Origin of the sequence: Polaromonas sp. C04, assembly GCF_002002705.1 — a bacterium.
GTDB lineage: Bacteria > Pseudomonadota > Gammaproteobacteria > Burkholderiales > Burkholderiaceae_C > Rhodoferax_A.
Genome location: NZ_MUNS01000044.1, coordinates 1 through 22,588, shown reverse-complemented (window position 1 = coordinate 22,588; position 22,588 = coordinate 1). Strand labels below are relative to the sequence as shown.

Here is a 22,588-nt window from a genome sequence, read left to right as displayed (position 1 = left end):
CTGTTGCAAGCCTCCTGAATCCAGACCCTTCCGGCATGCCGCACGGCCGCCTGTCGCTTACGTGGCATGGCCGCGCAGGCCCAGGCTCGATACTTTGGGCTCACAGGAGCATGCAATGGACATACGTGACAAAGTCGCCATCGTGACGGGGGCCGCCAGCGGCATCGGCGCTGGCCTGGCCCGGCGCTTCGCCGCAGAGGGCGCTCGCGGCGTGGTGGTGGCCGACATCAACCTCGAGCGCGCCGAGGGCGTGGCGCGCGGTCTCGGTCCCGTCGCCCTGGCCGTGCGCTGCGACGTCAGCCGCGAGGCCGACATCCAGGCCCTGGTCGCAGCGGCGCGCCAGCGCTTCGGACAGGTGGACATCTACATGTCGAACGCCGGCATCCTGGGGCGCGTGGGCGGCTTCGAGCTCGAAGACGCCTTGTGGGACAAGATGTGGCAAATCCACGGCATGGCCCACGTCTGGGCCGCGCGCGCGGTGGTGCCCGAGATGGCGGCGCGCGGCGAAGGCTATTTCGTCGTCACCGCGTCGGCCGCCGGCCTCTTGAACATCGTGGAATCGGCGCCGTACGGTGTGACCAAGCACGCCGCCGTGGCGTTTGCCGAATGGCTGCGCATCGCCTACGGCCGCCGCGGCGTGCGCGTGTCCTGCCTGTGCCCGCAGTCGGTGCAGACCGACATGGTCACGGGCGACGGCGGCTCCGCCGGGCACGACGGCATCCTCACGCCCGAGCAGGTGGCGTCCGAGGTGGTGGCGACCCTACACGACGAAAAATTCCTGGTGCTGCCGCACCCGGAGGTGCTGCAGTACTTTCGCAACAAGGGGCAGGACTACGACCGCTGGATCGGCGGCATGCAAAAGCTGCACGCGGCGCACGCGAAGGCTGGTTGATCAGCCTCCGGCCCGGGTTCAATGCAGCCTGGCGCCCGTCTTGGCCTGCAGGGCTTCCATCGTCACGCCGGGCGCCATCTCGACCACTTTGAGGCCTTGCGGCGTGACGTCGATCACGGCCAGGTCGGTGATGATGCGGTCGACCACGCCCACGCCGGTCAGCGGCAGGGTGCACCTGGGCAGGATCTTCAGATCTTCGGTGCCGTCTTTCTTCTTCGCCACGTGCTCCATCAGGATGATCACGCGCTTGACGCCGGCCACCAGGTCCATCGCGCCGCCCATGCCCTTGATCATCTTTCCGGGAATCATCCAGTTGGCCAGGTCGCCATGTTCGCTGACCTGCATCGCACCGAGGATGGACAGATTGATCTTGCCGCCGCGGATCATCGCGAAGCTGTCGTGGCTGCCGAAGATCGACGAGCCCTTGATGGTCGTCACGGTCTGCTTGCCGGCGTTGATCAGGTCGGCATCGACCTGGTCCTCGGTCGGGAACGGGCCGATGCCGAGCATGCCGTTCTCCGACTGCAGCCAGACTTCCTTGTCGGCAGGCACGAAATTGGCCACCAGCGTCGGGATGCCGATGCCCAGGTTCACATAGAAACCGTCTTCCAGTTCCTGCGCGGCGCGCGCCGCCATTTGGTCTTGCGTCCAGCCCATGATTTAAGCTCCTGCCTTCTCGGAAATGGTTCTCTTCTCGATGCGCTTTTCGGGATGCGCGTTGAGCACGATGCGGTGTACATAAATGCCCGGCAGGTGAACCTGGTCCGGCTCGATCTCGCCAGTTTCCACGATCTTCTCGACCTCGACGATGCAGATCTTTCCCGCCATGGCCGCGGCCGGGTTGAAGTTGCGCGCGGTGAAGCGGAACTGCAGGTTGCCCGACTTGTCGGCCACATGGGCCTTGACCAGCGAAATATCGGGCACCAGCGAGCGCTCCATCACATAGGTCTCGCCGTCGAACTCGCGCAGCTCCTTGCCCTCGGCCACGATGGTGCCGACGCCGGTCTTGGTGAAGAACGCCGGGATGCCGGCGCCGCCGGCGCGCAGCTTCTCGGCCAGCGTGCCCTGCGGCGTGAATTCGAGCTCGAGTTCCTTGGCCAGGAACTGGCGCTCGAACTCCTTGTTCTCGCCCACGTAGCTGGAAATCATTTTCCTGATCTGGCGCGTCTCCAGCAGCTTGCCCAGGCCGAAGCCGTCGACACCCGCGTTGTTCGAGATGCAGGTCAGGTTCTTCACGCCGCTGTCGTGCAGCGCCTGGATCAACGCCTCGGGAATGCCGCACAGGCCAAAACCGCCGACCGCCAGGAGCTGGCCGTCCTTGACGATGCCCTTGAGGGCCTCCTCGGCGGAGGGATATATCTTGTTCACACGGGTCTCCTGTAAATGTTTACCTTGCCAATACTACATCCTCAAAATGCGAGCCCTGGCCATGCCATTGCCCCTTGACTATCGGCGTCTTGCATGAATTCAATGCCCGGATCCCGGCAGCGATGCAACAATGGACCCGCTGTTCGCCGATGCGCCAAAGCATCAGTTTGACAGAACCAGGCGCCTGGCGATCTGGTTATGCCGATTCACCCCATTGATTTCAATGCAAAGGAGACCCTCATGAGCAAACTGACCACCGCCGCCGGGGCACCCGTTGTCGACAACCAGAATGTCATCACCGCGGGCCCGCGCGGCCCCATGCTGCTGCAGGACGTCTGGCACCTCGAAAAGCTGGCGCACTTTGCCCGCGAAGTCATCCCGGAGCGGCGCATGCACGCCAAGGGCTCGGGCGCCTTCGGGACCTTTACCGTCACGCACGACGTCACCCGCTACACCAGGGCAAAAATCTTTTCGGCCATCGGCAAGAAGACGGACCTGGCGATGCGCTTCTCCACCGTGGCCGGCGAACGCGGCGCGGCCGACGCCGAGCGCGACATCCGCGGCTTCGCCATGAAGTTCTACACCGAAGAAGGCAACTGGGACCTGGTGGGCAACAACACGCCCGTGTTCTTCATGCGCGACCCGCTGAAGTTCCCCGACCTCAACCGCGCCGTGAAACGCGACCCGCGCACCAACATGCGCAGCGCAGAAAACAACTGGGACTTCTGGACCTTGTTGCCGGAGGCCCTGCATCAGGTGACCATCGTGATGAGCGACCGCGGCCTGCCCAAGTCTTATCGTCACATGCATGGTTTTGGCAGCCACACCTTCAGCTTTTTGAATGCGAAAAACGAGCGCTTCTGGGTCAAGTTCCACCTGGTCACGCAGCAGGGCATTCAGAACCTGACTGATGCCGAGGCCGAAGCCCTGGTCGGCAAGGACCGCGAAAGCTCGCAGAACGACTTGCTCAATGCCATCGACAGCGGCGACTTCCCGCGCTGGAACCTGAAGATTCAGGTCATGCCTGAAAAAGACGCGGCTACCTACCACCTGAACCCCTTCGACCTGACCAAGGTCTGGCCGCATGGCGACTACCCGCTGATGGATGTGGGCGTGCTGGAACTCAATCGCAACGCCGAAAACTACTTTGCGGAAATCGAGCAACTGGCCTTCTCGCCGGCCAACGTGGTGCCGGGCATCAGTTTTTCGCCCGACAAAATGCTGCAGTCGCGCCTGTTCAGCTACGGCGACGCGCAGCGTTACCGCCTGGGCGTGAACCATCACCAGATTCCGGTGAACGCACCCAAGTGCCCCTTCCACAGCTACGACCGCGACGGCAGCATGCGCGTGGACGGCAACAAGGGCGCCGAAATTGGCTACGAGCCCAACAGCAAGGGCTCGTGGCAGGAGCAGCCCGACTTTGCCGAGCCGCCCCTGTCGCTCGAAGGCGCCGCCGACCACTGGAACCACCGCGTGGACGAAGACTACTACTCGCAACCGGGCAATCTGTTTCGCCTGATGACCCCGGAAAAACAGCAGTTGCTGTTTGAAAACACCGCACGCTCGGTCGGGGGCGCGTCGCTGGAGATTCAAAAGCGCCACATCGCGAACTGCAGCAAGGCCGACCCGGCCTACGGCGCCGGCGTGGCGAAGGCACTGGGGCTGAAGGTGTAATCTGCAGCCCCCATCTTGAAAGGCACGATTCCAATGACCACACGCTACCCCGCGCCCACCCTCGCCGACCTGCCCGAAGACATCCGCGCCAAGGTGCTGGAGGTGCAGGAAAAGGCCGGCTTTGTGCCCAACGTGTTCCTGGCGCTGGCGCGCCGCCCGGCCGAGTGGCGCGCCTTTTTTGCCTACCACGATGCGCTGATGCTCAAGGAAGAGAGCGGCAACCCCAACGGTTCACTGACCAAGGGCGACCGCGAGATGATCGTCACCACCACCAGCGCCGCCAACGGCTGCCTGTACTGCGTGGTGGCGCACGGCGCGCTGTTGCGCATCTACGAGAAAAAGCCGCTGGTGGCCGACCAGGTGGCGGTGAACTACCGCAAGGCCGACATCACGCCGCGCCAGCGTGCCATGCTCGACTTTGCGATGAAGGTTTGCCAGAAATCGGACGAGGTCGAGGAAGCCGACTTTGCCGCCCTGCACGCGCACGGCTTCAGCGACGAGGACATCTGGGACATCGCCGCCATCACGGCGTTTTTCGGACTGTCGAACCGCATCGCGAGCTTCTCGAGCATGATGCCCAACCCCGAGTTCTACCTGATGGGGCGCGTTCCCAGGCAGAAGTAGTCGCTATCTATCTAATAGCTACATACCCATACCACGCAAGGGCTACGGCCTGATTCTTCTTGAAAATCAGGCCGTGAAGCGCCTCTTGCGGCGGGCCTACTGCCAGCCAAAGCGGCGCACGTAGAACGCCTTCATCCACTGTGTGAGCACCATGTAGCCGAGCACGATGGCCACCATGAACGGGAAGTACAGCAGCGGCAGCGGCACCAGCTTGAAGTACTCGCCCAGCGGCCCCATCGGCAGGAAAATACCCAGGGCCATGATGAACAGCGTCATGAGCGTCAGCGGCAATGCGGCCCGGCTCTGGATGAAGGGCAGCCTGGGCGTTCGGATCATGTGCACGATGAGCGTCTGCGTGAGCAGGCCCACCACGAACCAGCCCGACTGGAACAGCGACTGATCCTGCACCGTGTTGGCCTTGAACACGTACCACATCAGGCAGAACGTGGTGATGTCGAAGATCGAGCTGATCGGGCCGAAGAACACCATGAAGCGGCCGATGTCGCCGGGGTTCCACTTCAAAGGTTTTTTCACCAGATCCTCGTCCACGTTGTCGAACGGAATCGCGATCTGCGAGATGTCGTACAGCAGGTTTTGCACCAGCAGCTGCAGCGGCAGCATCGGCAGGAACGGCAGGAAGGCGCTGGCCACCAGCACCGAGAACACGTTGCCGAAGTTGGAGCTGGCCGTCATGCGGATGTATTTCAGCATGTTGCTGAAGGTCTTGCGCCCCTCGATCACGCCTTCTTCGAGCACCATCAGGCTTTTTTCCAGCAGGATGATGTCGGCCGCTTCCTTGGCGATGTCCACCGCGCTGTCGACCGAGATGCCGATGTCGGCGGCGCGCAGGGCCGGCGCGTCGTTGATGCCGTCGCCCATGAAGCCGACCACGTGGCCGTTGCCGCGCAGCGCGCGCACGATGCGCTCCTTGTGCAGCGGCGTGAGCTTGGCAAACACGTTGTAGCGCTCCACCAGCGCGGACAGCGCGGCCTCGTCCAGCGCGTCGAGCTGCTGGCCCAGGATGACGCGCTCGAGCGGCAGCCCCACTTCGCGGCAGATCTTGGCCGTGACCAGTTCGTTGTCGCCGGTCAGCACCTTGACGCTCACGCCATGCTCGGCCAGGGCCTTGAGCGCGGGGGCAGTCGATTCCTTGGGCGGATCCAGAAACGCGATGTAGCCGATCAGCGTCAGCTCCGCCTCGTCGCCAATGGCATAGATGGACTTGTTCGGCGGCACCTCTTTCATGGCGACCGCCACCACGCGCAGGCCCTGCTCGTTCAGGTCCGAGGTCACGCTGCGCACACGCTCCAGCATGGCGGCGTCGAGCAGCAGGCTCTCGCTACCGCCGACCTGTACCCGCGTGCACGCCGCCAGGATTTCCTCCACCGCGCCCTTGCAGATGAGTTCGTGGTGATGGTTCTGCTCGGACACCACGACCGACATGCGCCGGCGCTCGAAATCGAACGGAATTTCGTCCACCTTCTGGTAGTCCTGTGCCAGCTTCAATTCGGCCTGCAGGCCCGCATGGTCGAGCACGGCGCGATCGAGCAGGTTCTTCAGGCCGGTCTGGTAGTAGCTGTTCAGATAGGCGTACTTGAGCACGTCGTCCGAGTCCTGGCCAAACACATCGGTGTGGCGTTCCAGGAAAATCTTGTCCTGCGTCAGCGTCCCGGTCTTGTCGGTGCACAGCACATCCATCGCGCCGAAGTTCTGGATCGCGTCGAGCCGCTTGACGATAACCTTCTTGCGCGACAGGATCACCGCGCCCTTGGCCAGGGTCGAGGTCACGATCATCGGCAGCATCTCGGGCGTGAGCCCCACGGCCACGGACAGCGCAAACAAAAAGGCCTCGGTCCAGTTGCCCTTGGTAAAGCCGTTGACCAGCAGCACGATGGGCACCATCACCAGCGCGAACCGGATCAGCAGCCAGCTCACACTGTTGACGCCGGCCTGAAACGAGGTCGGTGCGCGGTCGCTTGCCGTGACGCGCGTGGCCAGCACGCCAAAGTAGGTGCGGTTGCCGGTGGTCACGACCACGGCCGTGGCGGATCCCGACACGACGTTGGTGCCCATGAACAGCAGGTTGTTCATCTCCAGCGGATTGCGCGACGCGCTGCCACGGTGCTCGGGAAACTTCTCAACCGGCAGGGACTCGCCCGTCATGGCGGACTGGCTGACGAACAGATCCTTGGCCAGCAGCACGCGGCAGTCGGCCGGGATCATGTCACCCGCGGACAGCACCACCAGTTCGCCGGGCACCAGCGCCTTGATCGGCACCTCCATCCTGACCGGCGGACGGGTGTGCAACTGCACGTCGAAGTAGCGTTTTGCGACCTCCACCACGTCAGTGGCCAGACCGCGCCGGATCACCGTGGCGGTGTTGCTCACCATCTCCTTGAGGCGTTCCGCCGCACGGCTGGAGCGCCCCTCCTGCACAAAGCGGATCAAAGTGGACAGCACCACCATGAGGCCAATCACGACGGCCGCCTTGTAGTCTTCGGTAAAGAAAGACACCGCGGCCAGCACCGTGAGCAGCAGGTTGAAAGGATTCTTGTAGCAGTGCCACAGGTGCTGCCACCAGCGCAGCGGCTTCTCGTGCTCCACCTCGTTCGGCCCCACGCGCTCGGCAATGAGATCGACTTCGGCGCTGGTCAGGCCGTCCTCATGCGAGTGCAGCCGCGCCAGCACGCCGGGCACGCTGTCATTCGCCGCCTGCATCAACTCCCGGGCCAGGTCGTCGGGCACGCCGCGCGTCACGCCCGGGCCGGACAGCGAATCCAGGATCATCAGGCGCCGGAAGTGGCGCATGGTGTGCCGCGTGCGCAAAAACGAAACAAAAAGACTTTTCAGGAAATTCATGCTGTGGCTCCCGCCGCTCGAGATCCGTGCACCGCAACGAGGCACAGATCCGGCATTTGATTACAGTTTCATGACAGTTTCATGGCGGCCCAGCCAAGCCCGCCGCGCCAGTTGCACGCTGCTCCAGCGCACCGATGGCATAACGGACTTCAAACCCAGCCGGCCGCGTTGCGCGCGCAGCATGGCTGGCGCACATTGAGGGCGTCTGGAGACAGAATCAAACCGATCTGGAAATGCCGGCAGGGGCCGGCCAAGACACCGTAGCCGCAGGGGCGGCACGGCGGAAGATGAGTTCCGGGGCGCCGCTCAGGCAGTGGTGTCGATCCAAGATCGAGGACTGTCACTGGAACACGTACCCAAGCGAAACTCCGTTTATTGATAACCGCGCGAGGATAACTTGTGCAGTGCAGCAATGTCAATCATCTTTGCCGGGACTTTGCACGGGCCCGTGAAGGAGTGTGGCGATCAGCTGACGATCTGGCGCATCCAGTCGGGCAGCTGGGTCGCCTTCTGCTTCGGAAAGTCCACCCAGATCGTGGTGGCGCCGCCCGCGGCGTAAATCACCCCCGGTGCGTCGACCCTCTCCATCGTGCCCCAACTCTCGAACGTGGTGCGGCCCGGGTCACTCACGTACATCTTGAGCAGCACGTCGCCGGGGTATTCGAGCTGCTTGTAGAAGTTGCAGAACGCGTTCACGATCACCGGCCCCTCGCCCTGCGGGTCCGGCACGCAGCCGATGGAGCGGAACCACTCGATGCGGATGGTTTCCAGGTAGCGGAAGTAGCTGGTGTTGTTGAGATGCCCCATCGCATCCATGTCGCCCCAGCGAATCGGGATGTGCATTTCGAACACGAGCTTTTTGGCCTCCGGAATTTCAATTTTCATGGATCGCTATAAAAAGAGTAGCTTCTTGCCCAATACTGTCAATGGCTGCAGCCCTGTTTTCCCGTCAAACCGCAAACCCGTCATCTGCCGCAATCACGGCGCCGTTCACAAAGTGGCTTTGCGCACTGGCCAGCATCACGATCAGGGCGTCGAGGTCTTCGGGCTTGCCCACGCGTTTGCGCGGCAGCATCTGCACCAGCTTTTGGCCCTGCTCGGTGTGCCAGTGGTGGTGGTTGATTTCGGTGTCGATATAGCCCGGGCAGATGGCATTGACGTTGATGTCGAACTTGCCCCACTCCAGCGCCATGGCGCGCGTCATCTGCACCACGGCGGCCTTGCTCATGCAGTACACGCCGATTTGCGGCAGCACGCGCAGGCCCGCCATGCTGGCGATGTTGATGATGCGCCCGCCCGTGTAGGTGCCCGGCGCGGCACCGCGGGCACGCGCCAGCATGCGCTTGCCGACTTCCTGCGCGACGAAAAAAGCGCCTTTGACGTTGGCGTCGAAGATGAAGTCGAAGTCGGACTCGGCCACGTCCTGGATGCGCTGGGTGGTGCTGACGCCGGAGTTGTTCACCAGGATGTCGATGGAGCCGACCTCGGTTTCGGCGCGCGCCACGGCGGCCTTGATCGAGTCCTGGTCCGTCACGTCGAGTTCCACGACGTGGGCGTCGCCGCCCTCGCTCTCGATGCGCGCGCGCAGTTCCTTGAGCTTGTCCACGCGCCGGCTGGCCAGCACCACGGCGGCCCCCGCACGCGACAGGGTCCGCGCGAATTGCGCGCCCAAGCCACCGGAAGCCCCGGTCACAAAGGCCACGCGGCCCGAAAGATCAATGCTGTAAGCCATTTTGAGAGTCTCCACTAAGCTGAACCCAGCGCGCCATTGTGCCGATTCCCCGCATAAAATTGGTCGCACACCCGACAGTAGCGCTGTACGGCCCAGGCTGGCGGCCGTGCTCCCATTATCAAACCAGAATCAAACAAGACGCATCATGACCAACGAAGAAATCCTGTCCCGGTTCGGCCCGCGCGAAGCCATGGAATACGACGTGGTGGTAGTCGGCGGCGGCCCGGGCGGCCTGGCCACCGCCATTCGCCTCAAGCAGCTCGCGGCCGAGAAAGGCACCGACGTGTCGGTGGTCGTGCTGGAGAAAGGCTCGGAGCCCGGGGCCCACATCCTGTCGGGCGCCATCATGGACCCGATCGCCATGAACGAACTCTTTCCCAACTGGAAGGAACTGGGCTGCCCCCTGAACCAGCCGGTGACGGACGATGCGATGATTTTCCTCGGTGAAAAGTCATCCTTCCGCACGCCGTCTTTTTTCCTGCCGCAGTGCTTCCAGAACCACGGCAACTATGTGGTCAGCGTCGGCAACGTCACGCGCTGGATGGCGCAGCAGGCCGAGAGCCTGGGCGTGGAAATCTTCCCGGGCTTTGCCGGCGCCGAGTTGCTGTACAACGAGGACGGCAGCGTCAAGGGCGTGGCCACGGGCAATCTGGGCATCGGCAAGGACGGCCAGCCGACCGAGAACTTCCAGCTCGGCATGGAGCTGCACGGCAAGTACACGATTTTTGCCGAAGGCTCGCGCGGCCACCTGGGCAAGCAGCTGATCGCCCGGTTCAAGCTGGACGCCGGCAAGGACCCGCAGGGCTACGCCATCGGCATCAAGGAGCTGTGGGAGATCGACCCGGCACGGCACCAGCCGGGCTTTGTCATGCACACGGCCGGCTGGCCGATGGACAGCAGCACCTACGGCGGCGCGTTCCTGTACCACATGGAAGACAACAAGATCGCGCTGGGCTTCATCACGGGGCTGGACTATGCGAATCCCTACCTCAGCCCGTTCGAGGAATTCCAGCGCTGGAAGACCCACCCCAATATCCGCTGGTATCTGGAGGGCGAAGACAAGGGCCTCAAGCCCGCCAAGCGGCTCGCCTACGGCGCGCGCGCCATCACGGCCGGTGGCCTGCTCTCGCTGCCCAAGACCGTGTTCCCGGGCGGCGCGCTGGTGGGCTGCGACGCCGGGTATCTGAACGTGAGCCGCATCAAGGGCAGCCACGCCGCGATCAAGACCGGCATGCTCGCAGCCGAGGCGGCCTACGACGCGGTCACCGGCGGGCGCCAGCACGACGAACTCAGCGCCTACCCGCAGGCGTTCGAGAACAGCTGGCTCTACACCGAACTGAACAAGTCGCGCAACTTCAAGGCCTGGTTCAAGAAGGGGCTGACCGTGGCCACCCTCATGAACGGCGTCGAGCAGTTTGCGCTCAAGGGCAACATCCCCTGGACGATTCACCGCAAAAAGCCGGACCACCTGGCGCTCAAGCCCGCAAGCGCGTGCAAGCCCATCGACTATCCCAAACCGGACGGCAAGCTCACGTTCGACCGCCTCTCCAGCGTGTTCATCAGCAACACCAACCACGAGGAAAACCAGCCCTCGCACCTGACATTGAAAGACGCGTCGGTGCCGGTCAACCTCAATCTCGCCAAATATGCCGGCCCCGAGGCGCGCTACTGTCCGGCCGGCGTCTACGAGTTCGTGAAGAACGAAGACAACAGCGAACGGCTGCAGATCAACGCGCAGAACTGCGTGCACTGCAAGACCTGCGACATCAAGGACCCGACGCAAAACATTGTGTGGCTCCCGCCGGAAGGCGGCGGCGGGCCGAACTACAGCGGCATGTAGGCGCCGCGGCGCCAGCGCATTCTTGTTGCCATGCATGTGCCCGCGTCGATGAACCGCAAGTGGCTGACACTGTGGACCGCCCTGGCCGTGCTGATTGCCCTCCTGACTTGGGGCGTGCTGCACATTGTCAGCCCCTGGCCACCGCGCACACTCACCATGAGCACGGGCGCGGCCGACGGGGCCTACTACCAGTTCGGGCTGAAGTACCAGCGCATCCTCAAGGCCAACGGCATCAACCTGGTGCTGCAGCCCTCGAGCGGCGCGGTGGAAAACCTGCAGCGCCTGAACGACGGCTCCACCTCGGTGGCGTTTGTGCAGGGCGGGCTCGGCCCGCTCACGCGCGGCCTGCAAAAGCAGGCCGACGACACGCCGCTGCGTTCGCTGGCCACCATCGGGTTCGAGCCGGTCTGGATCTTTTCGCACACGCTGGATTTGTCGGGCGGCTTGAGCGCACTGACCGGCAAGCGTGTGGCGGTGGGCGTGGCGGGCAGCGGCAATTACAAGGTCGCCGTGGACCTTTTGAGAGCCTATGGGGTGATCGATCCCCAGGGGCAACCGCGGGGCGGCACCGCGCTGGTCAACGAGGGCGGCCTGGCCGCTGCGGCTGAGCTGGAGCAGCATCAGATCGACGCCATCATCATGGTCGCCGCGCCGCAGGCGCCAGCCGTACAGCGGTTGCTGGCCAACCCCACCCTGCACCTGGCCTCGCTGGTGCAGGCCGAGGGGCTGGCGCGCCGCTTTCCCTATTTCCAGAGCATCAGCCTCAAGCGCGGATCGGTGGACCCGCAGCACAACCTGCCGCCGCAGGACGTCGCCCTGCTCGCCACCACCGCGAATCTGGTGATCGCCCCGAGCCTGCACCCCGCGCTGGCCTACCTGTTGCTGGCGGCCGCCGAGCGGATCCACCACACGGCGACCCTGCTGAACCGGCCGGGTGACTTCCCGAGTCCGAAGGCCACTGACTTTCCGCTGGCCGAAGAGGCCGATCATTACTTTCGCAGCGGACGGCCCTTCCTGCAGCAATACCTGCCGTTCTGGGCCGCCATCTTCGTGCAGCGCCTGATCCTGCTGCTGGTGCCGCTGCTGGCGATCCTGGTGCCGCTGCTGCGGATCTTGCCGCCGCTGTTCCACTGGAAGCAGCAAAGCCGGCTGTTCCGCCGCTACGGCGAGCTGAAGTATCTGGAGCGGGAACTGGCATCGCGGGTACTCGACGACGCGGGGCGCGAACGCGCACACGCCCAGCTCGACCAGATTGAAAGGGACGCCGTCCACACCAAATTCCCGCTGGATTTTTCCGACCGGGTCTACACTTTGCGTCAGCACGTCGATTACGTACGCGCCCAGATCGACAGGCAAATCGAGCACGCCACGGAGCACCCCCCACCATGAACATCGTAATCACCGGCGGCGCCGGATTTTTGGGCGCACGGCTGGCCCGCACCCTGCTCCAGCAAGGGCAGTTGTCTCTGGCCGGCGCGGCGCCGCAGCCCATCACCAGGCTCACGCTGGTGGACCGGGCCGCACCGGCGGCCGACCTGATGGCCGATGCGCGCGTTGCCGCCGTGGTTGGCGACCTCAATGAACTTCTCAAGCCTAATCGGGCCCAAGCCAGCGCCATTCCTTCGGATGCCGCTATCATTTTTCATCTGGCGGCCGCGGTCAGCGGAGAATGCGAGGCCGATTTCGACCTCGGCATGCGCAGCAACCTGGACGTCACACGCGCGCTCCTGGAGGCGTGCCGCGCATTGGGGAGCGCCCCCACCGTGGTGTTTGCCAGCTCGCTGGCGGTGTTCGGCGACTCGCCCGGGCAGCCGGCGCCCCCCGTGCTGACCGATATGACGCTGCCGACGCCGCAAACCAGCTACGGCGTCCAGAAATTCATCGGCGAGCAGTTGATGGCGGACTATGGCCGCAAGGGCTTCATCCGCGCCCGCAACGTGCGCCTGATGACCGTGAGTGTGCGCCCGGGCAAACCCAATGGCGCGGCATCGAGTTTTTTCAGCGGCATGATCCGCGAACCGCTGGCCGGCGTGAAGGCGCCGTGCCCGGTGCCGCCGGACACGGCGGTCGCGCTGTCATCCCCGGGGCGCACCATCAAGGGCCTGATTCGCGCCGCCGAGGCCAGTGACGCGGATTGGGGCCCGCGCACCGCCATCAACCTGCCCGCGCTCACCACCACGGTGGGCGAGATGGCGGCCGCACTGGAGCGCGTGGCCGGCAAGGCGGCCAGCGCGCTGATCGACTGGACGCCCGACCCGGTGATTCGCAGAATCGTGGCGACCTGGCCCGCCAACGTCAACGCGGCGCGCGCCCGCGAACTGGGCCTGCTGCCCGACGACAGCTTCGAGGCCATCATTCGCGAGTACGCGCGCGAGAACCCGCAGGCCGTCACGCTCGCGCTGCGGCCGTAAGCGGCGCGCCCACCACCGTGCGTGCCGGCCAGTTGGGTAGAATCGCGCCTGTCAGAAGAGAGTTTTCTCGCAGAAAACCGCCGAAGGCGCAGGAAGCATCCACAATGATGGTCTGAACGCTCAGGCAAAAGGACTGACAAACGCCGCCGGGCAACCGTCGGCGCCCCCACTGGAGAGAGGTCGCTGGCCTGGCACAGGCCGGCAGCGATCCACCGAAGGAGCAACCCTGCATCGCCAGGCGAATCTCTCAGGTAAAGCGGACAGCGGGGCAGCTCGCCAGGCCTTGGGCCCGGTGTTTGATTTGCCCCTGGAGAACGCCATGTCCGCCACTGACGCCCCGCTCTTGAAAACGCCGCTGAACGACCTGCATGTCGAGCTTGGCGCCCGCATGGTGCCGTTTGCCGGCTATTCCATGCCGGTGCAATACCCGAGCGGCCTGATGGCTGAGCACCTGCACACGCGCCAGGCCGCCGGCCTGTTCGACGTCTCGCACATGGGCCAACTGCGCCTGGTCGGGCCGGACGCCGCAGCCGCGTTTGAAACCCTGATGCCTGTGGACGTGATCGACCTGCCCGTGGGCAAGCAGCGCTACGGCCTGCTGCTCAATGACGAGGGCGGCATCATGGACGACCTGATGTTCTTTAACCGCGGTGACGACCTCTTTGTCATTGTGAATGGCGCCTGCAAGGTGGCCGACATCGCGCACATCCAGCAAAAGATCGGCGCGCGCTGCCAGGTGATTCCGATGCCGGAGATGGCGCTGCTGGCGCTGCAAGGCCCGCAGGCCGTCACGGTCCTCTCAAAGCTCGCGCCCGGCGTGGAAAAGCTGGTGTTCATGACCGGCGGGCGTTTCAGCATCGCGGGCTGCGACTGCTTCCTGACCCGCAGCGGCTACACCGGCGAAGACGGTTTTGAAATCTCGGTACCGGCCGCGCAGGCCGAGACCCTGGCGCGCGCACTGCTCGCGCAACCAGAAGTTAAACCCATCGGCCTGGGCGCGCGCAATTCGCTGCGGCTGGAGGCCGGCCTGTGCCTGTACGGCAACGACATCGACGCCACCACCACGCCGGTGCAGGCCGGCCTGAACTGGGCCATGCAGAAGGTGCGCCGCGCCGGTGGCGCGCGTGCCGGCGGTTTTCCGGGTGCTACGAAAATACTAGCGCAACTGCAAGGCGGTGCGGCGGCTCCAGCCACGAAACGTGTAGGGCTGGTGGCGCTGGAGCGGATTCCGGTGCGCGACCACAGCGAGCTGCAGGACGCAAACGGCCGGCGCATCGGCGAAGTCACCAGCGGCCTGCTCGGGCCCAGCATCGACAAACCGGTGGCGATGGGCTATGTGAGCATGGATTGCGCCGCCCTAGGCACCCGCATCAACGCCATCGTGCGCGGCAAGCCGGTGCCGATGGAAGTCAGCGCCATGCCCTTTGTTCCGACCCGATACTTCCGCGGTTAACCTCAGTTTTTTTGGAGAAAACAAATGATCAAGTACACCGAAGACCATGAGTGGCTCAGCATTGAAGGCGGCGGCGCCGCTACCGCAGGGGCCATCGTTACCGTCGGCATCACCACCCATGCGCAGGACGCGCTGGGCGACGTGGTGTTCGTCGACCTGCCCGAAGTCGGCAAGTCGTTTGCGCAAAAGGAAGTGGCCGGCGTGGTCGAATCCGTCAAGGCCGCGGCCGACGTCTACATGCCGGTGTCGGGCGTGATCACCGAAGTCAACGAAGCCCTGCGCGCCGACCCGAGCCTGGCCAACAGCGACCCGCTCGGCGCCGGCTGGTTTTTCAAGGCCCGGCTGGTCGATGCGACGCAGTTCGATGCGTTGATGGACGAGACCAGCTACACCCGTTTTTCCGACAACGCCTGAAGCTATATGACCCCCACACTTGTCACTTCGTGTACTGCGTTGCCCCCCGAGGGGGCTAATTTTTCCAGGGGCGGCCCGTCGAAAAATTGCTCCCCCAATGCGCTTGCAGAGCTTGAAAACGCCCATGAATTCGTGGCACGCCATATTGGCATCGACGCGGCCGACGAGGCGCTGATGCTTGGCGTGGTCGGCGCCGCCTCGCGCCGCGAGTTGATCGACGGCATCGTGCCGCGCTCGATCGCGCGCCGCAGCAAGATGGATATTCCGGCCGCCATGACCGAGGCCGCAGCGCTGGCAGAACTTCGGGCCATGGCCGCGAAAAACCAGGTGTTCACGAGCTTCATCGGCCAGGGCTATTACGGCACCCACACGCCGGGGGTGATCCTGCGCAACGTCCTTGAAAATCCTGCCTGGTACACCGCCTATACGCCCTACCAGGCCGAGATTTCGCAGGGCCGCATGGAGGCGCTGGTCAACTTCCAGACCATGGTGTGCGACCTGACCGCGATGCCGATCGCCAACGCCTCCATGCTCGACGAGGCGACCTCCGCAGCCGAGGCCATGACGCTGGCCAAGCGCAGCGTCAAGAGCAAAAGCAACCGCTTCATTGTGGCCGGCGACTGCCATCCGCAAACCATCGAGGTCATCCAGACCCGCGCCAGGCCGCTGGGCATCGAGGTCGTGCTCGCCAATTCGCGCGAGGAATGGGACGAGCTGCTCACCGGCGACTATTTCGCCGTGCTGGCGCAGTACCCGGCCACCAGCGGCCGCATCGACGACTTGCATGCCGAGGCGGCAAAGGTGCACGGCAAGCAGGCAGCTTTCATCGTCGCGGCAGACCTGCTGGCGTTGACGCTGATCGTGCCGCCCGGCGAATTTGGCGCCGACATCGTGGTCGGCACCACGCAGCGCTTCGGCATGCCGATGGGCGCCGGTGGCCCGCACGCCGCCTACCTGGCCTGCCGCGACGAGTTCAAGCGCTCCATGCCGGGACGTCTGGTGGGCGTGAGCATCGACGTACACGGCAACCCGACCTACCGGCTGGCGCTGCAAACGCGCGAGCAGCACATCCGCCGCGAGAAAGCCACCTCCAACATCTGCACGGCGCAGGTGCTGCCGGCAGTGGTGGCCAGCATGTACGCGGTCTACCACGGGCCCGCGGGCCTCAAGCGCATCGCCCAGCGCGTGGCCAGCTATACGGCCATCCTGGCCAAGGGACTGGAGCAGCTCGGACAGGCGCCGCGCCCCGGCGGCGCCTTCGACACGCTCAGCGTGAAAACCGGAGACGCTACAAAAGCGATAGCTTCCCGCGCCCACTCCATGCGGGCCAACCTGCGAATTCACTTCAAAGAGTACCTGTGCATCTCGCTCGACGAGACCACCACGCGCGCCGACATCGAACTGCTCTGGTCGGTCTTTGCCAAGCCCGGCCAGACCCTGCCCCGGGTCAGCGATTTTGAAAAAGGCATCGAGCCGCTGATCCCCACCGAGCTGCGCCGCACCAGCGCCTACCTCACGCACCCGGTGTTCAACACGCACCACTCCGAGACCGGCATGCTGCGCTACATCCGCGCGCTGTCCGACAAGGACCTGGCGCTGGACCGCAGCATGATCCCGCTGGGCAGCTGCACCATGAAACTCAACGCCACCAGCGAGATGATCCCCATCACCTGGCCCGAGTTCGCCAACATCCACCCGTTCGCGCCGCGCGACCAGCAGCAGGGCTACGCCGAACTCGACGAGCAGCTGCGCGCCTGGCTGTGCCAGGCCACGGGCTATGCGGGCATCAGCCTGCAGCCCAATGCGGGCTCGCAGGGCGAGTACGCGGGCCTGCTCGCGATCAAGGCCTTCCATGAATCCAAGGGACAGGGCCACCGCAACATCTGCCTGATCCCCTCCTCCGCCCACGGCACGAATCCGGCCAGCGCGCACCTGGCCGGCCTGCAGGTGGTGGTGACGGCCTGCGACGTCAACGGCAACGTGGATATGGCCGACCTGCAGGCCAAGTGCGAACAGCACAGCGCCAATCTGGCTTGCGTGATGATTACCTACCCGAGCACGCACGGCGTGTTCGAGATGCAGGTCAAGGAGCTGTGCGCGCTGGTGCACCGGCACGGCGGGCGCGTCTATGTGGACGGCGCCAACATGAACGCGCTGGTCGGCATCGCCGCGCCCGGCGAGTTCGGCGGCGACGTGAGCCACCTGAACCTGCACAAGACCTTCTGCATCCCGCACGGCGGCGGCGGCCCCGGCGTCGGTCCGGTGTGCGTGGTGGAAGACCTCGTGCCTTTCCTGCCCGGCCATGCGTCGGGTGGACTGCCGGTGCACGCCGTCGGCGCGGTCTCCGCTGCGCCGCTGGGTAACGCAGCCGTGTTGCCGATCAGCTGGATGTACTGCCGCATGATGGGCCCCGAAGGTTTGCAGCAGGCGACCGAGATCGCGATCCTGTCCGCCAACTACATCAGCGCGCGCCTGAAGGACCACTACCCCACGCTGTACGCCAGCGACAACGGCCACGTGGCGCACGAATGCATCCTGGATCTGCGCCCACTGAAAGACACCAGCGGCGTGAGCGCCGAAGACGTGGCCAAGCGCCTGATCGACTACGGCTTTCACGCGCCCACGCTGAGCTTCCCGGTCGCCGGCACCTTGATGGTCGAGCCGACCGAGAGCGAGACGCTGGACGAGCTCGACCGCTTCATCGCCGCGATGATCGCGATCCGCGAGGAAATCCGCCGCATCGAAAAGGGCGAATGGCCGCAGGACGACAACCCGCTCAAGGCCGCGCCGCACACTGCCGCGAGTCTTCTCAAGGGCGAGTGGAATCACGTCTATTCGCGCGATGTCGGCGCCGCCGTGCTGAGCAAGACCCAGCACGCCAAGTACTGGCCGCCGGTCGGCCGCGTGGACAACGTCTACGGCGACCGCAACCTGTTCTGCAGCTGCGTGCCGATCAGCGACTACGCGTAAAACGACGCAGGACCCCGGGGTCTTTTCCATGCCAGTGGTGCTTCACATGGTTTGCGGAAAAATTGGCTCCGGCAAGTCGACACTGACCAGGCGCCTTGCGGCGCAGCCAATGACGGTTCTCATCAGCGAGGACGATTGGCTCGCGCGTCTGTACCCGAACGAGATTCATGCCATCGCGGACTACGCTCGCTGCGCCGGCAGGTTGCGTGCGGCGATGACCGGCCACATCGAGGCGCTGCTCACAGCCGGCATGTCGGTCGTGCTCGATTTCCCTTCAACACCACCAGCATGCCTGCGGTCACGACGGGCACATGACCATGCTGCTCGGCGCTGCCCAGTTGCTGTCCAGGCGGCGGGACTTTGACGGAACCGTGCGCTTCATCCTCCATCCGGCCGAAGAGCATGGTCGCGGGGCCGCAGCCATGTTGGCAGACGGCCTGCTTGAGCGCTTCCCCATGGACGAGATTTACGGAGTTCACAACATTCCGGGTATGCCAGTGGGTCACATCGCGACCCGCGTGGGCGGCATCATGGCCAGCGAAGACAACTTCGTCATTCGCATCACCGGCCGCGGCGGACACGCTGCGAGACCGCACACGGCCATCGACCCGCTCGTCATCGGCGCAGAGATTGTGCTGGCCCTGCAGACCATTGTTGCCAGGTTGGCAGACCCTGGCCAATCTGCCAGATGCCACGCCATTGCACAACACCAAATACGACTTCAACGACCTCGTCGTCCCGCTGGGAGCCCGCTACTTCGCCCAACTTGCGCGAGTCCGTCTGCCACAAACCCACCCCATCAAGGTCTGAAATGCACCTGCTAAACCCTCAGGCAATTCGCCGCCCTTATGACGCTGACCTGCGGAAGGTGATGAGCATTGCCGCAGGGCGCGAGAGTCGCGCGTGGTTGTCCACATGGAACCGGTTGGCCCCAACGCCCACCCCTGCATGGTCCCTGCCGAAACTGGCAGCGGCTCTTAAAGTTGGCGCACTCCATGTAAAGGATGAGTCAAAGCGGTCCGAGCTGGGCAGCTTCAAAGCCCTGGGCGCCCCTATCGCACTGTTGCGACTCGTGCTTCGCCGCTGGCCAGACCAAGCCTGGAACGCGGCGGACCTGCTGGCAGGTTTGCATGCCAAGCCACTGCATGACTTTGTGGTCATCAGTGCCACCGATGGCAATCATGGCCGCGCCCTGGCAGCCGCGGCCCAGAGCATGGGTTGCCGCTGCGTCATCGTGCTGCACGCCCATGTCAGTCTGGAGCGGGAGGACGCCATTGCCGCTTTCGACGCCGATATCATCCGCATCACCGGCAACTACGACGAGTCGGTCTTTGAGGCAGCACGACTTGCCGCCACGAACGGCTGGGAGGTGGTTTCCGACACGTCCTACGAAGGCTATGAGGAGATTCCCCGCGATGTGATGCAGGGTTACGGCGTCCTCGTCGACGAGTTGCTGGAGGACTCCCCGGAGGGTTCACATTGCCCATTTACCCACGTCGTTTTGCAGGGCGGCGTGGGCGGTCTGGCCGCTGGCGTGGTCAGCCATTTCTGGGAGCGGTATGGCGCCAACCGCCCGACATTCATCGTCGTCGAGCCGGAGCAGGCCGACTGCCTTTATCAAAGCGCATTGCGGGGATGCGCCTCGCGTGCAACCGGTACGGTCGATTCGGTGATGGCCGGCCTTGCCTGTGGGGAAACATCACCGCTGGCCTGGCGCTTTCTGCAGCCCACGGTGGACATGTTCATGACCGTCACTGACGCACAAGCCGAGGCCGCCATGAGGGATCTGGCGGATGGCGCAGCAGGCGATATTCCCATGGTGAGCGGCGAGTCCGGTGCCGCAGGCCTGGCAGCCCTGCAAGCATTGATTGGCAACACCGAAATGCGCCAGCAGTCAGGGATTGATGCCAGCTCCCGCGTTGTGCTGTTCAACACCGAAGGTGCCACCGCACCCGGTGTCTATAAGGGCATCGTCGGCCGAGGCGCCGATGCGGTGATGACTGCGCAACGCAGCTGGCTGGAACGGCAGGGCACTTCCGAAGGCAGACTCACCTGAGGAGCCCTTGCGCTTCAACCTATCAAGCACACGTCCTACACGTCCTTTCCAAATTCAGGTCCAGACTCATGTTGCAAGGTGCTGCGAAAGGCGATTGAGTTACGCAACTCCACACAACGTTTCACAAAAGTATCGTCGAGCACGGCGCGGCGCGGGTACCCTGAAACCAACGGGAGAAGACTGATGAACCACAGAGTCGTTGGAATTGAAATAAGTCCAGAAAGTGCGGAAGAACGGAGTATTAAGGCAGCCGAGCCGGCCACACGAATGATTGGACAACCCATCCCAGTCAAGGTGACTGTCGAGGCCGAAGGGAAACTGGTCATCGAAACGCGCGAAGGCGCCGAGGAGACTTACCTTCTATGCCCGAACCGGACCATGTATCTTCGCGTCAGCCAGCTCCGGCCGTCCGATGACATGGATCTGCCCCACTTCGGTGATGACGACCTCGGTTTGGCACTCGAGACGTCACTGTTCGTGCGGGGCACGGCCACACTGGAAGACAGTTCGATTTCGGTGATGGGCGACCCCGGCAACAAGGCCCGCACGCTCGCCATCGACTTTTATGCGCTTGACGATGAAGTGTGGCGCAAGCATAAAGAGTTGGCGCGGATTCTGGGCAAGGCGCCGCACTACACGCACGCCAAAGTGGGGTTGGCGCGCCACCACCCGGACGTCGGCGCCGAAGATGCCTGGTTCGTGCAGTGCCAAGTCCCTCCCTCCATGCTGCGGGCCTTGGCCAAAGCCGTATCCTGCGGTGCGATTGGCTCGATCAGCGTAAGGCTGGTGTTGCGGGGGATTTATTCACGGGGAGCCGACGTCTTGCAGACTGTCTCATCCGGCTGGTTCTTGCGGCCGAACTGGCGGGACAACACGGTGGAGATGCCGGAGACGGCCGACGGCAATATCACCGTGCTCAACTTCGGGGAGACGCAGTGGGATTCACCTCCCGGGGCGGTGCCTGCGCCTTATGCCTCCCGCAAGCCGACTCCTGGGCTTCTGACCCAATAGCGGGGCCGGCGCACTACGGGTTCCCTCAATACTCTTGGAAATGTGGATTGAAGCCCGATGTTGACCACAAAGCGCCATGCCTTGACCGGCCCCATGGAAGCGATGCGATATTTCGTCTCGACTGGGGTTTGGGATAGGGCCACCTTTTAGACGGCGTGTGCCTCGCCCAATGTCATAGCTGCAATCCGTCAGCGCACGCGCGTTCCTGCGGACTTCAGACGAATGGGTCGATATCAGACGGAACTGCGTTAATCTTTTGGCTCATATTGCCAACTTGTTGGCATTCAACACCCGGCCGCCCCCGACGTAACCGAACAACGAGCCGAGGGGCGTGACAGAATGTATCTTGCCTGAATCGCTTTGTTGAGCTTCTCCTCCAATAGTCGGAAAGGAGAGAAACAAGACATGATGATTCCTGCACTGTTGGGCATCGCCACGGTCTTCTTTGGCCAACATGGTTGTCGTCGATCAACGTCAGATGTGTCGATATTTTTTGAGATATTGATTGGTAACGGTGGCGCAGAAATTACTGCCCCTATTTCTAATAAACATGGAGCGTATATGCGCAGATTTCTCTCGGCCCTGGTACTTGGCTTTTCAATGATCGCAGGTGGCGCGCAAGCGGCACTTGTGGTCGGAAACACTTACCAGGATTCAAACCACGTCAATTGGACCTATGTCGGCGACTACAACGTCGGGGCCGGCCCAGCTTGGGAAACGGACCCTGCCAACTATAGCGCCTTGCAAGCCGCGGCCATCGTCTTCGGAGCTGCCGCAGCCGGCTACGAGTACGCGATTTCAACGCTTGATACCATCGTCAATCACCTCGCCTGGTACGACGGCTACGGAGATGGCTCTCATTTGCCCTTGACCAACTCCTATGGCGGCGGCGTCGCATTGGCCGAAGGCTTTTTTAGCGATGTGGGGGCTCGCGGCTACAACACCTGGGGCGATTTTTCTGCTTATGTTGGCTCAGACCGGGCGGAGTTGGGGGGTGGCGCCTTTAACCATGTCTTCATCACAGCCGCAGCCAACCATGTGCCCGAGCCGGGCTCGCTTGCATTGCTTGGATTGGGTCTCGCTGCAATTGCAGTCATGCGCAAGCGAAAGGTGTAATTCAGCCTCGCGGGTAACCTCAAGCGCGCATGCCTGGCATGTGATCTTGCCCCCGAAAAACGCACTCCATAGCTGATGGTTAAATTCAGCAATTGGAGATGAGAGATGAGCAAGAGGAAAGACGGGCAAGCCCGTGGCAAGTACACGCTGGAATTCAAGCTGGAGGCG

The 22,588-nt window shown here is 63.7% G+C and carries 17 protein-coding genes, 2 pseudogenes and 2 riboswitches; of the genes and pseudogenes, 14 read left to right on the top strand and 5 right to left on the bottom strand.

Annotated features, from left to right (window positions below; translation table 11 throughout):
- The first annotated feature begins 115 nt into the window (after positions 1 to 115).
- Complete coding sequence (locus B0E49_RS19720) at positions 116 to 892, top strand: SDR family oxidoreductase (RefSeq protein ID WP_077564495.1); 777 nt, start codon at positions 116 to 118, stop codon at positions 890 to 892.
- Positions 893 to 910: 18 nt separating this feature from the next.
- Here B0E49_RS19720 and B0E49_RS19715 read toward each other — a convergent pair whose 3' ends face one another.
- On the bottom strand, positions 911 to 1,549 hold the full coding sequence (locus B0E49_RS19715; RefSeq protein WP_077564493.1) for a CoA transferase subunit B: 639 nt from the start codon (positions 1,547 to 1,549) through the stop codon (positions 911 to 913).
- A 3-nt stretch (positions 1,550 to 1,552) separates the two neighbouring features.
- Complete coding sequence (locus tag B0E49_RS19710) at positions 1,553 to 2,260, bottom strand: CoA transferase subunit A (RefSeq protein ID WP_077564491.1); 708 nt, start codon at positions 2,258 to 2,260, stop codon at positions 1,553 to 1,555.
- A gap of 240 nt (positions 2,261 to 2,500) precedes the next feature.
- On the opposite strand from B0E49_RS19710, the gene B0E49_RS19705 reads away from it, so the two are divergent.
- Positions 2,501 to 3,934 (top strand): catalase, encoded by a 1,434-nt coding sequence (locus B0E49_RS19705; protein ID WP_077564506.1) that lies wholly within the window; start codon positions 2,501 to 2,503, stop codon positions 3,932 to 3,934.
- A 33-nt stretch (positions 3,935 to 3,967) separates the two neighbouring features.
- Positions 3,968 to 4,558, top strand: coding sequence for a peroxidase-related enzyme (locus B0E49_RS19700; protein ID WP_077564489.1), 591 nt, complete (start codon positions 3,968 to 3,970; stop codon positions 4,556 to 4,558).
- 96 nt (positions 4,559 to 4,654) lie between these two features.
- On the opposite strand, the gene mgtA is transcribed toward B0E49_RS19700, so the two are convergent.
- The 3 genes from mgtA to B0E49_RS19685 all read right to left on the bottom strand — a co-directional run bounded on the left by mgtA (position 4,655) and on the right by B0E49_RS19685 (position 9,149).
- Entirely contained in the window at positions 4,655 to 7,417 is a 2,763-nt protein-coding gene (gene mgtA / locus B0E49_RS19695) for a magnesium-translocating P-type ATPase (protein WP_077564487.1), read from the bottom strand.
- Positions 7,418 to 7,882: 465 nt separating this feature from the next.
- Entirely contained in the window at positions 7,883 to 8,302 is a 420-nt protein-coding gene (locus tag B0E49_RS19690; RefSeq protein WP_077564485.1) for an acyl-CoA thioesterase, read from the bottom strand.
- 64 nt (positions 8,303 to 8,366) lie between these two features.
- A complete protein-coding gene (locus B0E49_RS19685) occupies positions 8,367 to 9,149 on the bottom strand; it encodes an SDR family oxidoreductase (RefSeq protein ID WP_077564483.1) in 783 nt (260 codons plus the stop codon).
- A gap of 145 nt (positions 9,150 to 9,294) precedes the next feature.
- On the opposite strand from B0E49_RS19685, the gene B0E49_RS19680 reads away from it, so the two are divergent.
- The 11 genes and pseudogenes from B0E49_RS19680 to B0E49_RS19630 all read left to right on the top strand — a co-directional run bounded on the left by B0E49_RS19680 (position 9,295) and on the right by B0E49_RS19630 (position 22,420).
- Complete coding sequence (locus B0E49_RS19680; RefSeq protein ID WP_077564481.1) at positions 9,295 to 10,989, top strand: electron transfer flavoprotein-ubiquinone oxidoreductase; 1,695 nt, start codon at positions 9,295 to 9,297, stop codon at positions 10,987 to 10,989.
- A 30-nt stretch (positions 10,990 to 11,019) separates the two neighbouring features.
- A complete protein-coding gene (locus tag B0E49_RS19675; protein WP_077564479.1) occupies positions 11,020 to 12,378 on the top strand; it encodes a TAXI family TRAP transporter solute-binding subunit in 1,359 nt (452 codons plus the stop codon).
- The gene (gene denD / locus B0E49_RS19670; RefSeq protein ID WP_077564477.1) at positions 12,375 to 13,400 is read left to right on the top strand and encodes a D-erythronate dehydrogenase; all 1,026 of its coding nucleotides are present in this window, start codon (positions 12,375 to 12,377) and stop codon (positions 13,398 to 13,400) included. The genes B0E49_RS19675 and denD overlap by 4 nt, the downstream gene beginning before the upstream one ends.
- A gap of 42 nt (positions 13,401 to 13,442) precedes the next feature.
- A riboswitch (glycine riboswitch) is annotated at positions 13,443 to 13,546 on the top strand.
- Between the two features lie 13 nt (positions 13,547 to 13,559).
- Positions 13,560 to 13,674: riboswitch (glycine riboswitch) on the top strand.
- Between the two features lie 45 nt (positions 13,675 to 13,719).
- On the top strand, positions 13,720 to 14,853 hold the full coding sequence (gene gcvT, locus B0E49_RS19665) for a glycine cleavage system aminomethyltransferase GcvT (protein WP_077564504.1): 1,134 nt from the start codon (positions 13,720 to 13,722) through the stop codon (positions 14,851 to 14,853).
- Between the two features lie 24 nt (positions 14,854 to 14,877).
- On the top strand, positions 14,878 to 15,267 hold the full coding sequence (gene gcvH, locus B0E49_RS19660) for a glycine cleavage system protein GcvH (RefSeq protein ID WP_077564475.1): 390 nt from the start codon (positions 14,878 to 14,880) through the stop codon (positions 15,265 to 15,267).
- A 132-nt stretch (positions 15,268 to 15,399) separates the two neighbouring features.
- Complete coding sequence (gene gcvP / locus B0E49_RS19655; protein ID WP_286138155.1) at positions 15,400 to 18,237, top strand: aminomethyl-transferring glycine dehydrogenase; 2,838 nt, start codon at positions 15,400 to 15,402, stop codon at positions 18,235 to 18,237.
- Between the two features lie 28 nt (positions 18,238 to 18,265).
- Positions 18,266 to 18,526: pseudogene (locus B0E49_RS19650) on the top strand (P-loop nucleotide/nucleoside kinase family protein); the annotation flags it as partial.
- Positions 18,522 to 18,923: pseudogene (locus B0E49_RS19645) on the top strand (M20/M25/M40 family metallo-hydrolase); the annotation flags it as partial. The pseudogenes B0E49_RS19650 and B0E49_RS19645, both read left to right, overlap by 5 nt.
- Positions 18,924 to 19,048: 125 nt before the next feature.
- Positions 19,049 to 20,293, top strand: a complete 1,245-nt coding sequence (locus tag B0E49_RS19640) for a diaminopropionate ammonia-lyase (protein WP_077564469.1) — start codon at positions 19,049 to 19,051, stop codon at positions 20,291 to 20,293.
- A gap of 183 nt (positions 20,294 to 20,476) precedes the next feature.
- Positions 20,477 to 21,304: a hypothetical protein gene (locus tag B0E49_RS19635; protein ID WP_144264637.1), complete on the top strand. Its 828-nt coding sequence runs from the start codon at positions 20,477 to 20,479 to the stop codon at positions 21,302 to 21,304.
- Positions 21,305 to 21,709: 405 nt separating this feature from the next.
- Positions 21,710 to 22,420 (top strand): PEP-CTERM sorting domain-containing protein, encoded by a 711-nt coding sequence (locus tag B0E49_RS19630; RefSeq protein ID WP_077564465.1) that lies wholly within the window; start codon positions 21,710 to 21,712, stop codon positions 22,418 to 22,420.
- Positions 22,421 to 22,588: the final 168 nt, after the last annotated feature.

What these genes read in the sequence shown, in the direction of transcription:
- B0E49_RS19720 (WP_077564495.1), top strand. Translation starts at nt 116, where the DNA reads ATGGACATACGTGACAAAGTCGCCATCGTGACGGGGGCCGCCAGCGGC.
- B0E49_RS19715 (WP_077564493.1), bottom strand. Translation starts at nt 1,549, where the DNA reads ATGGGCTGGACGCAAGACCAAATGGCGGCGCGCGCCGCGCAGGAACTG.
- B0E49_RS19705 (WP_077564506.1), top strand. Translation starts at nt 2,501, where the DNA reads ATGAGCAAACTGACCACCGCCGCCGGGGCACCCGTTGTCGACAACCAG.
- B0E49_RS19700 (WP_077564489.1), top strand. Translation starts at nt 3,968, where the DNA reads ATGACCACACGCTACCCCGCGCCCACCCTCGCCGACCTGCCCGAAGAC.
- mgtA (WP_077564487.1), bottom strand. Translation starts at nt 7,417, where the DNA reads ATGAATTTCCTGAAAAGTCTTTTTGTTTCGTTTTTGCGCACGCGGCAC.
- B0E49_RS19690 (WP_077564485.1), bottom strand. Translation starts at nt 8,302, where the DNA reads ATGAAAATTGAAATTCCGGAGGCCAAAAAGCTCGTGTTCGAAATGCAC.
- B0E49_RS19685 (WP_077564483.1), bottom strand. Translation starts at nt 9,149, where the DNA reads ATGGCTTACAGCATTGATCTTTCGGGCCGCGTGGCCTTTGTGACCGGG.
- B0E49_RS19680 (WP_077564481.1), top strand. Translation starts at nt 9,295, where the DNA reads ATGACCAACGAAGAAATCCTGTCCCGGTTCGGCCCGCGCGAAGCCATG.
- B0E49_RS19675 (WP_077564479.1), top strand. Translation starts at nt 11,020, where the DNA reads ATGCATGTGCCCGCGTCGATGAACCGCAAGTGGCTGACACTGTGGACC.
- denD (WP_077564477.1), top strand. Translation starts at nt 12,375, where the DNA reads ATGAACATCGTAATCACCGGCGGCGCCGGATTTTTGGGCGCACGGCTG.
- gcvT (WP_077564504.1), top strand. Translation starts at nt 13,720, where the DNA reads ATGTCCGCCACTGACGCCCCGCTCTTGAAAACGCCGCTGAACGACCTG.
- gcvH (WP_077564475.1), top strand. Translation starts at nt 14,878, where the DNA reads ATGATCAAGTACACCGAAGACCATGAGTGGCTCAGCATTGAAGGCGGC.
- B0E49_RS19640 (WP_077564469.1), top strand. Translation starts at nt 19,049, where the DNA reads ATGCACCTGCTAAACCCTCAGGCAATTCGCCGCCCTTATGACGCTGAC.
- B0E49_RS19635 (WP_144264637.1), top strand. Translation starts at nt 20,477, where the DNA reads ATGAACCACAGAGTCGTTGGAATTGAAATAAGTCCAGAAAGTGCGGAA.
- B0E49_RS19630 (WP_077564465.1), top strand. Translation starts at nt 21,710, where the DNA reads ATGATGATTCCTGCACTGTTGGGCATCGCCACGGTCTTCTTTGGCCAA.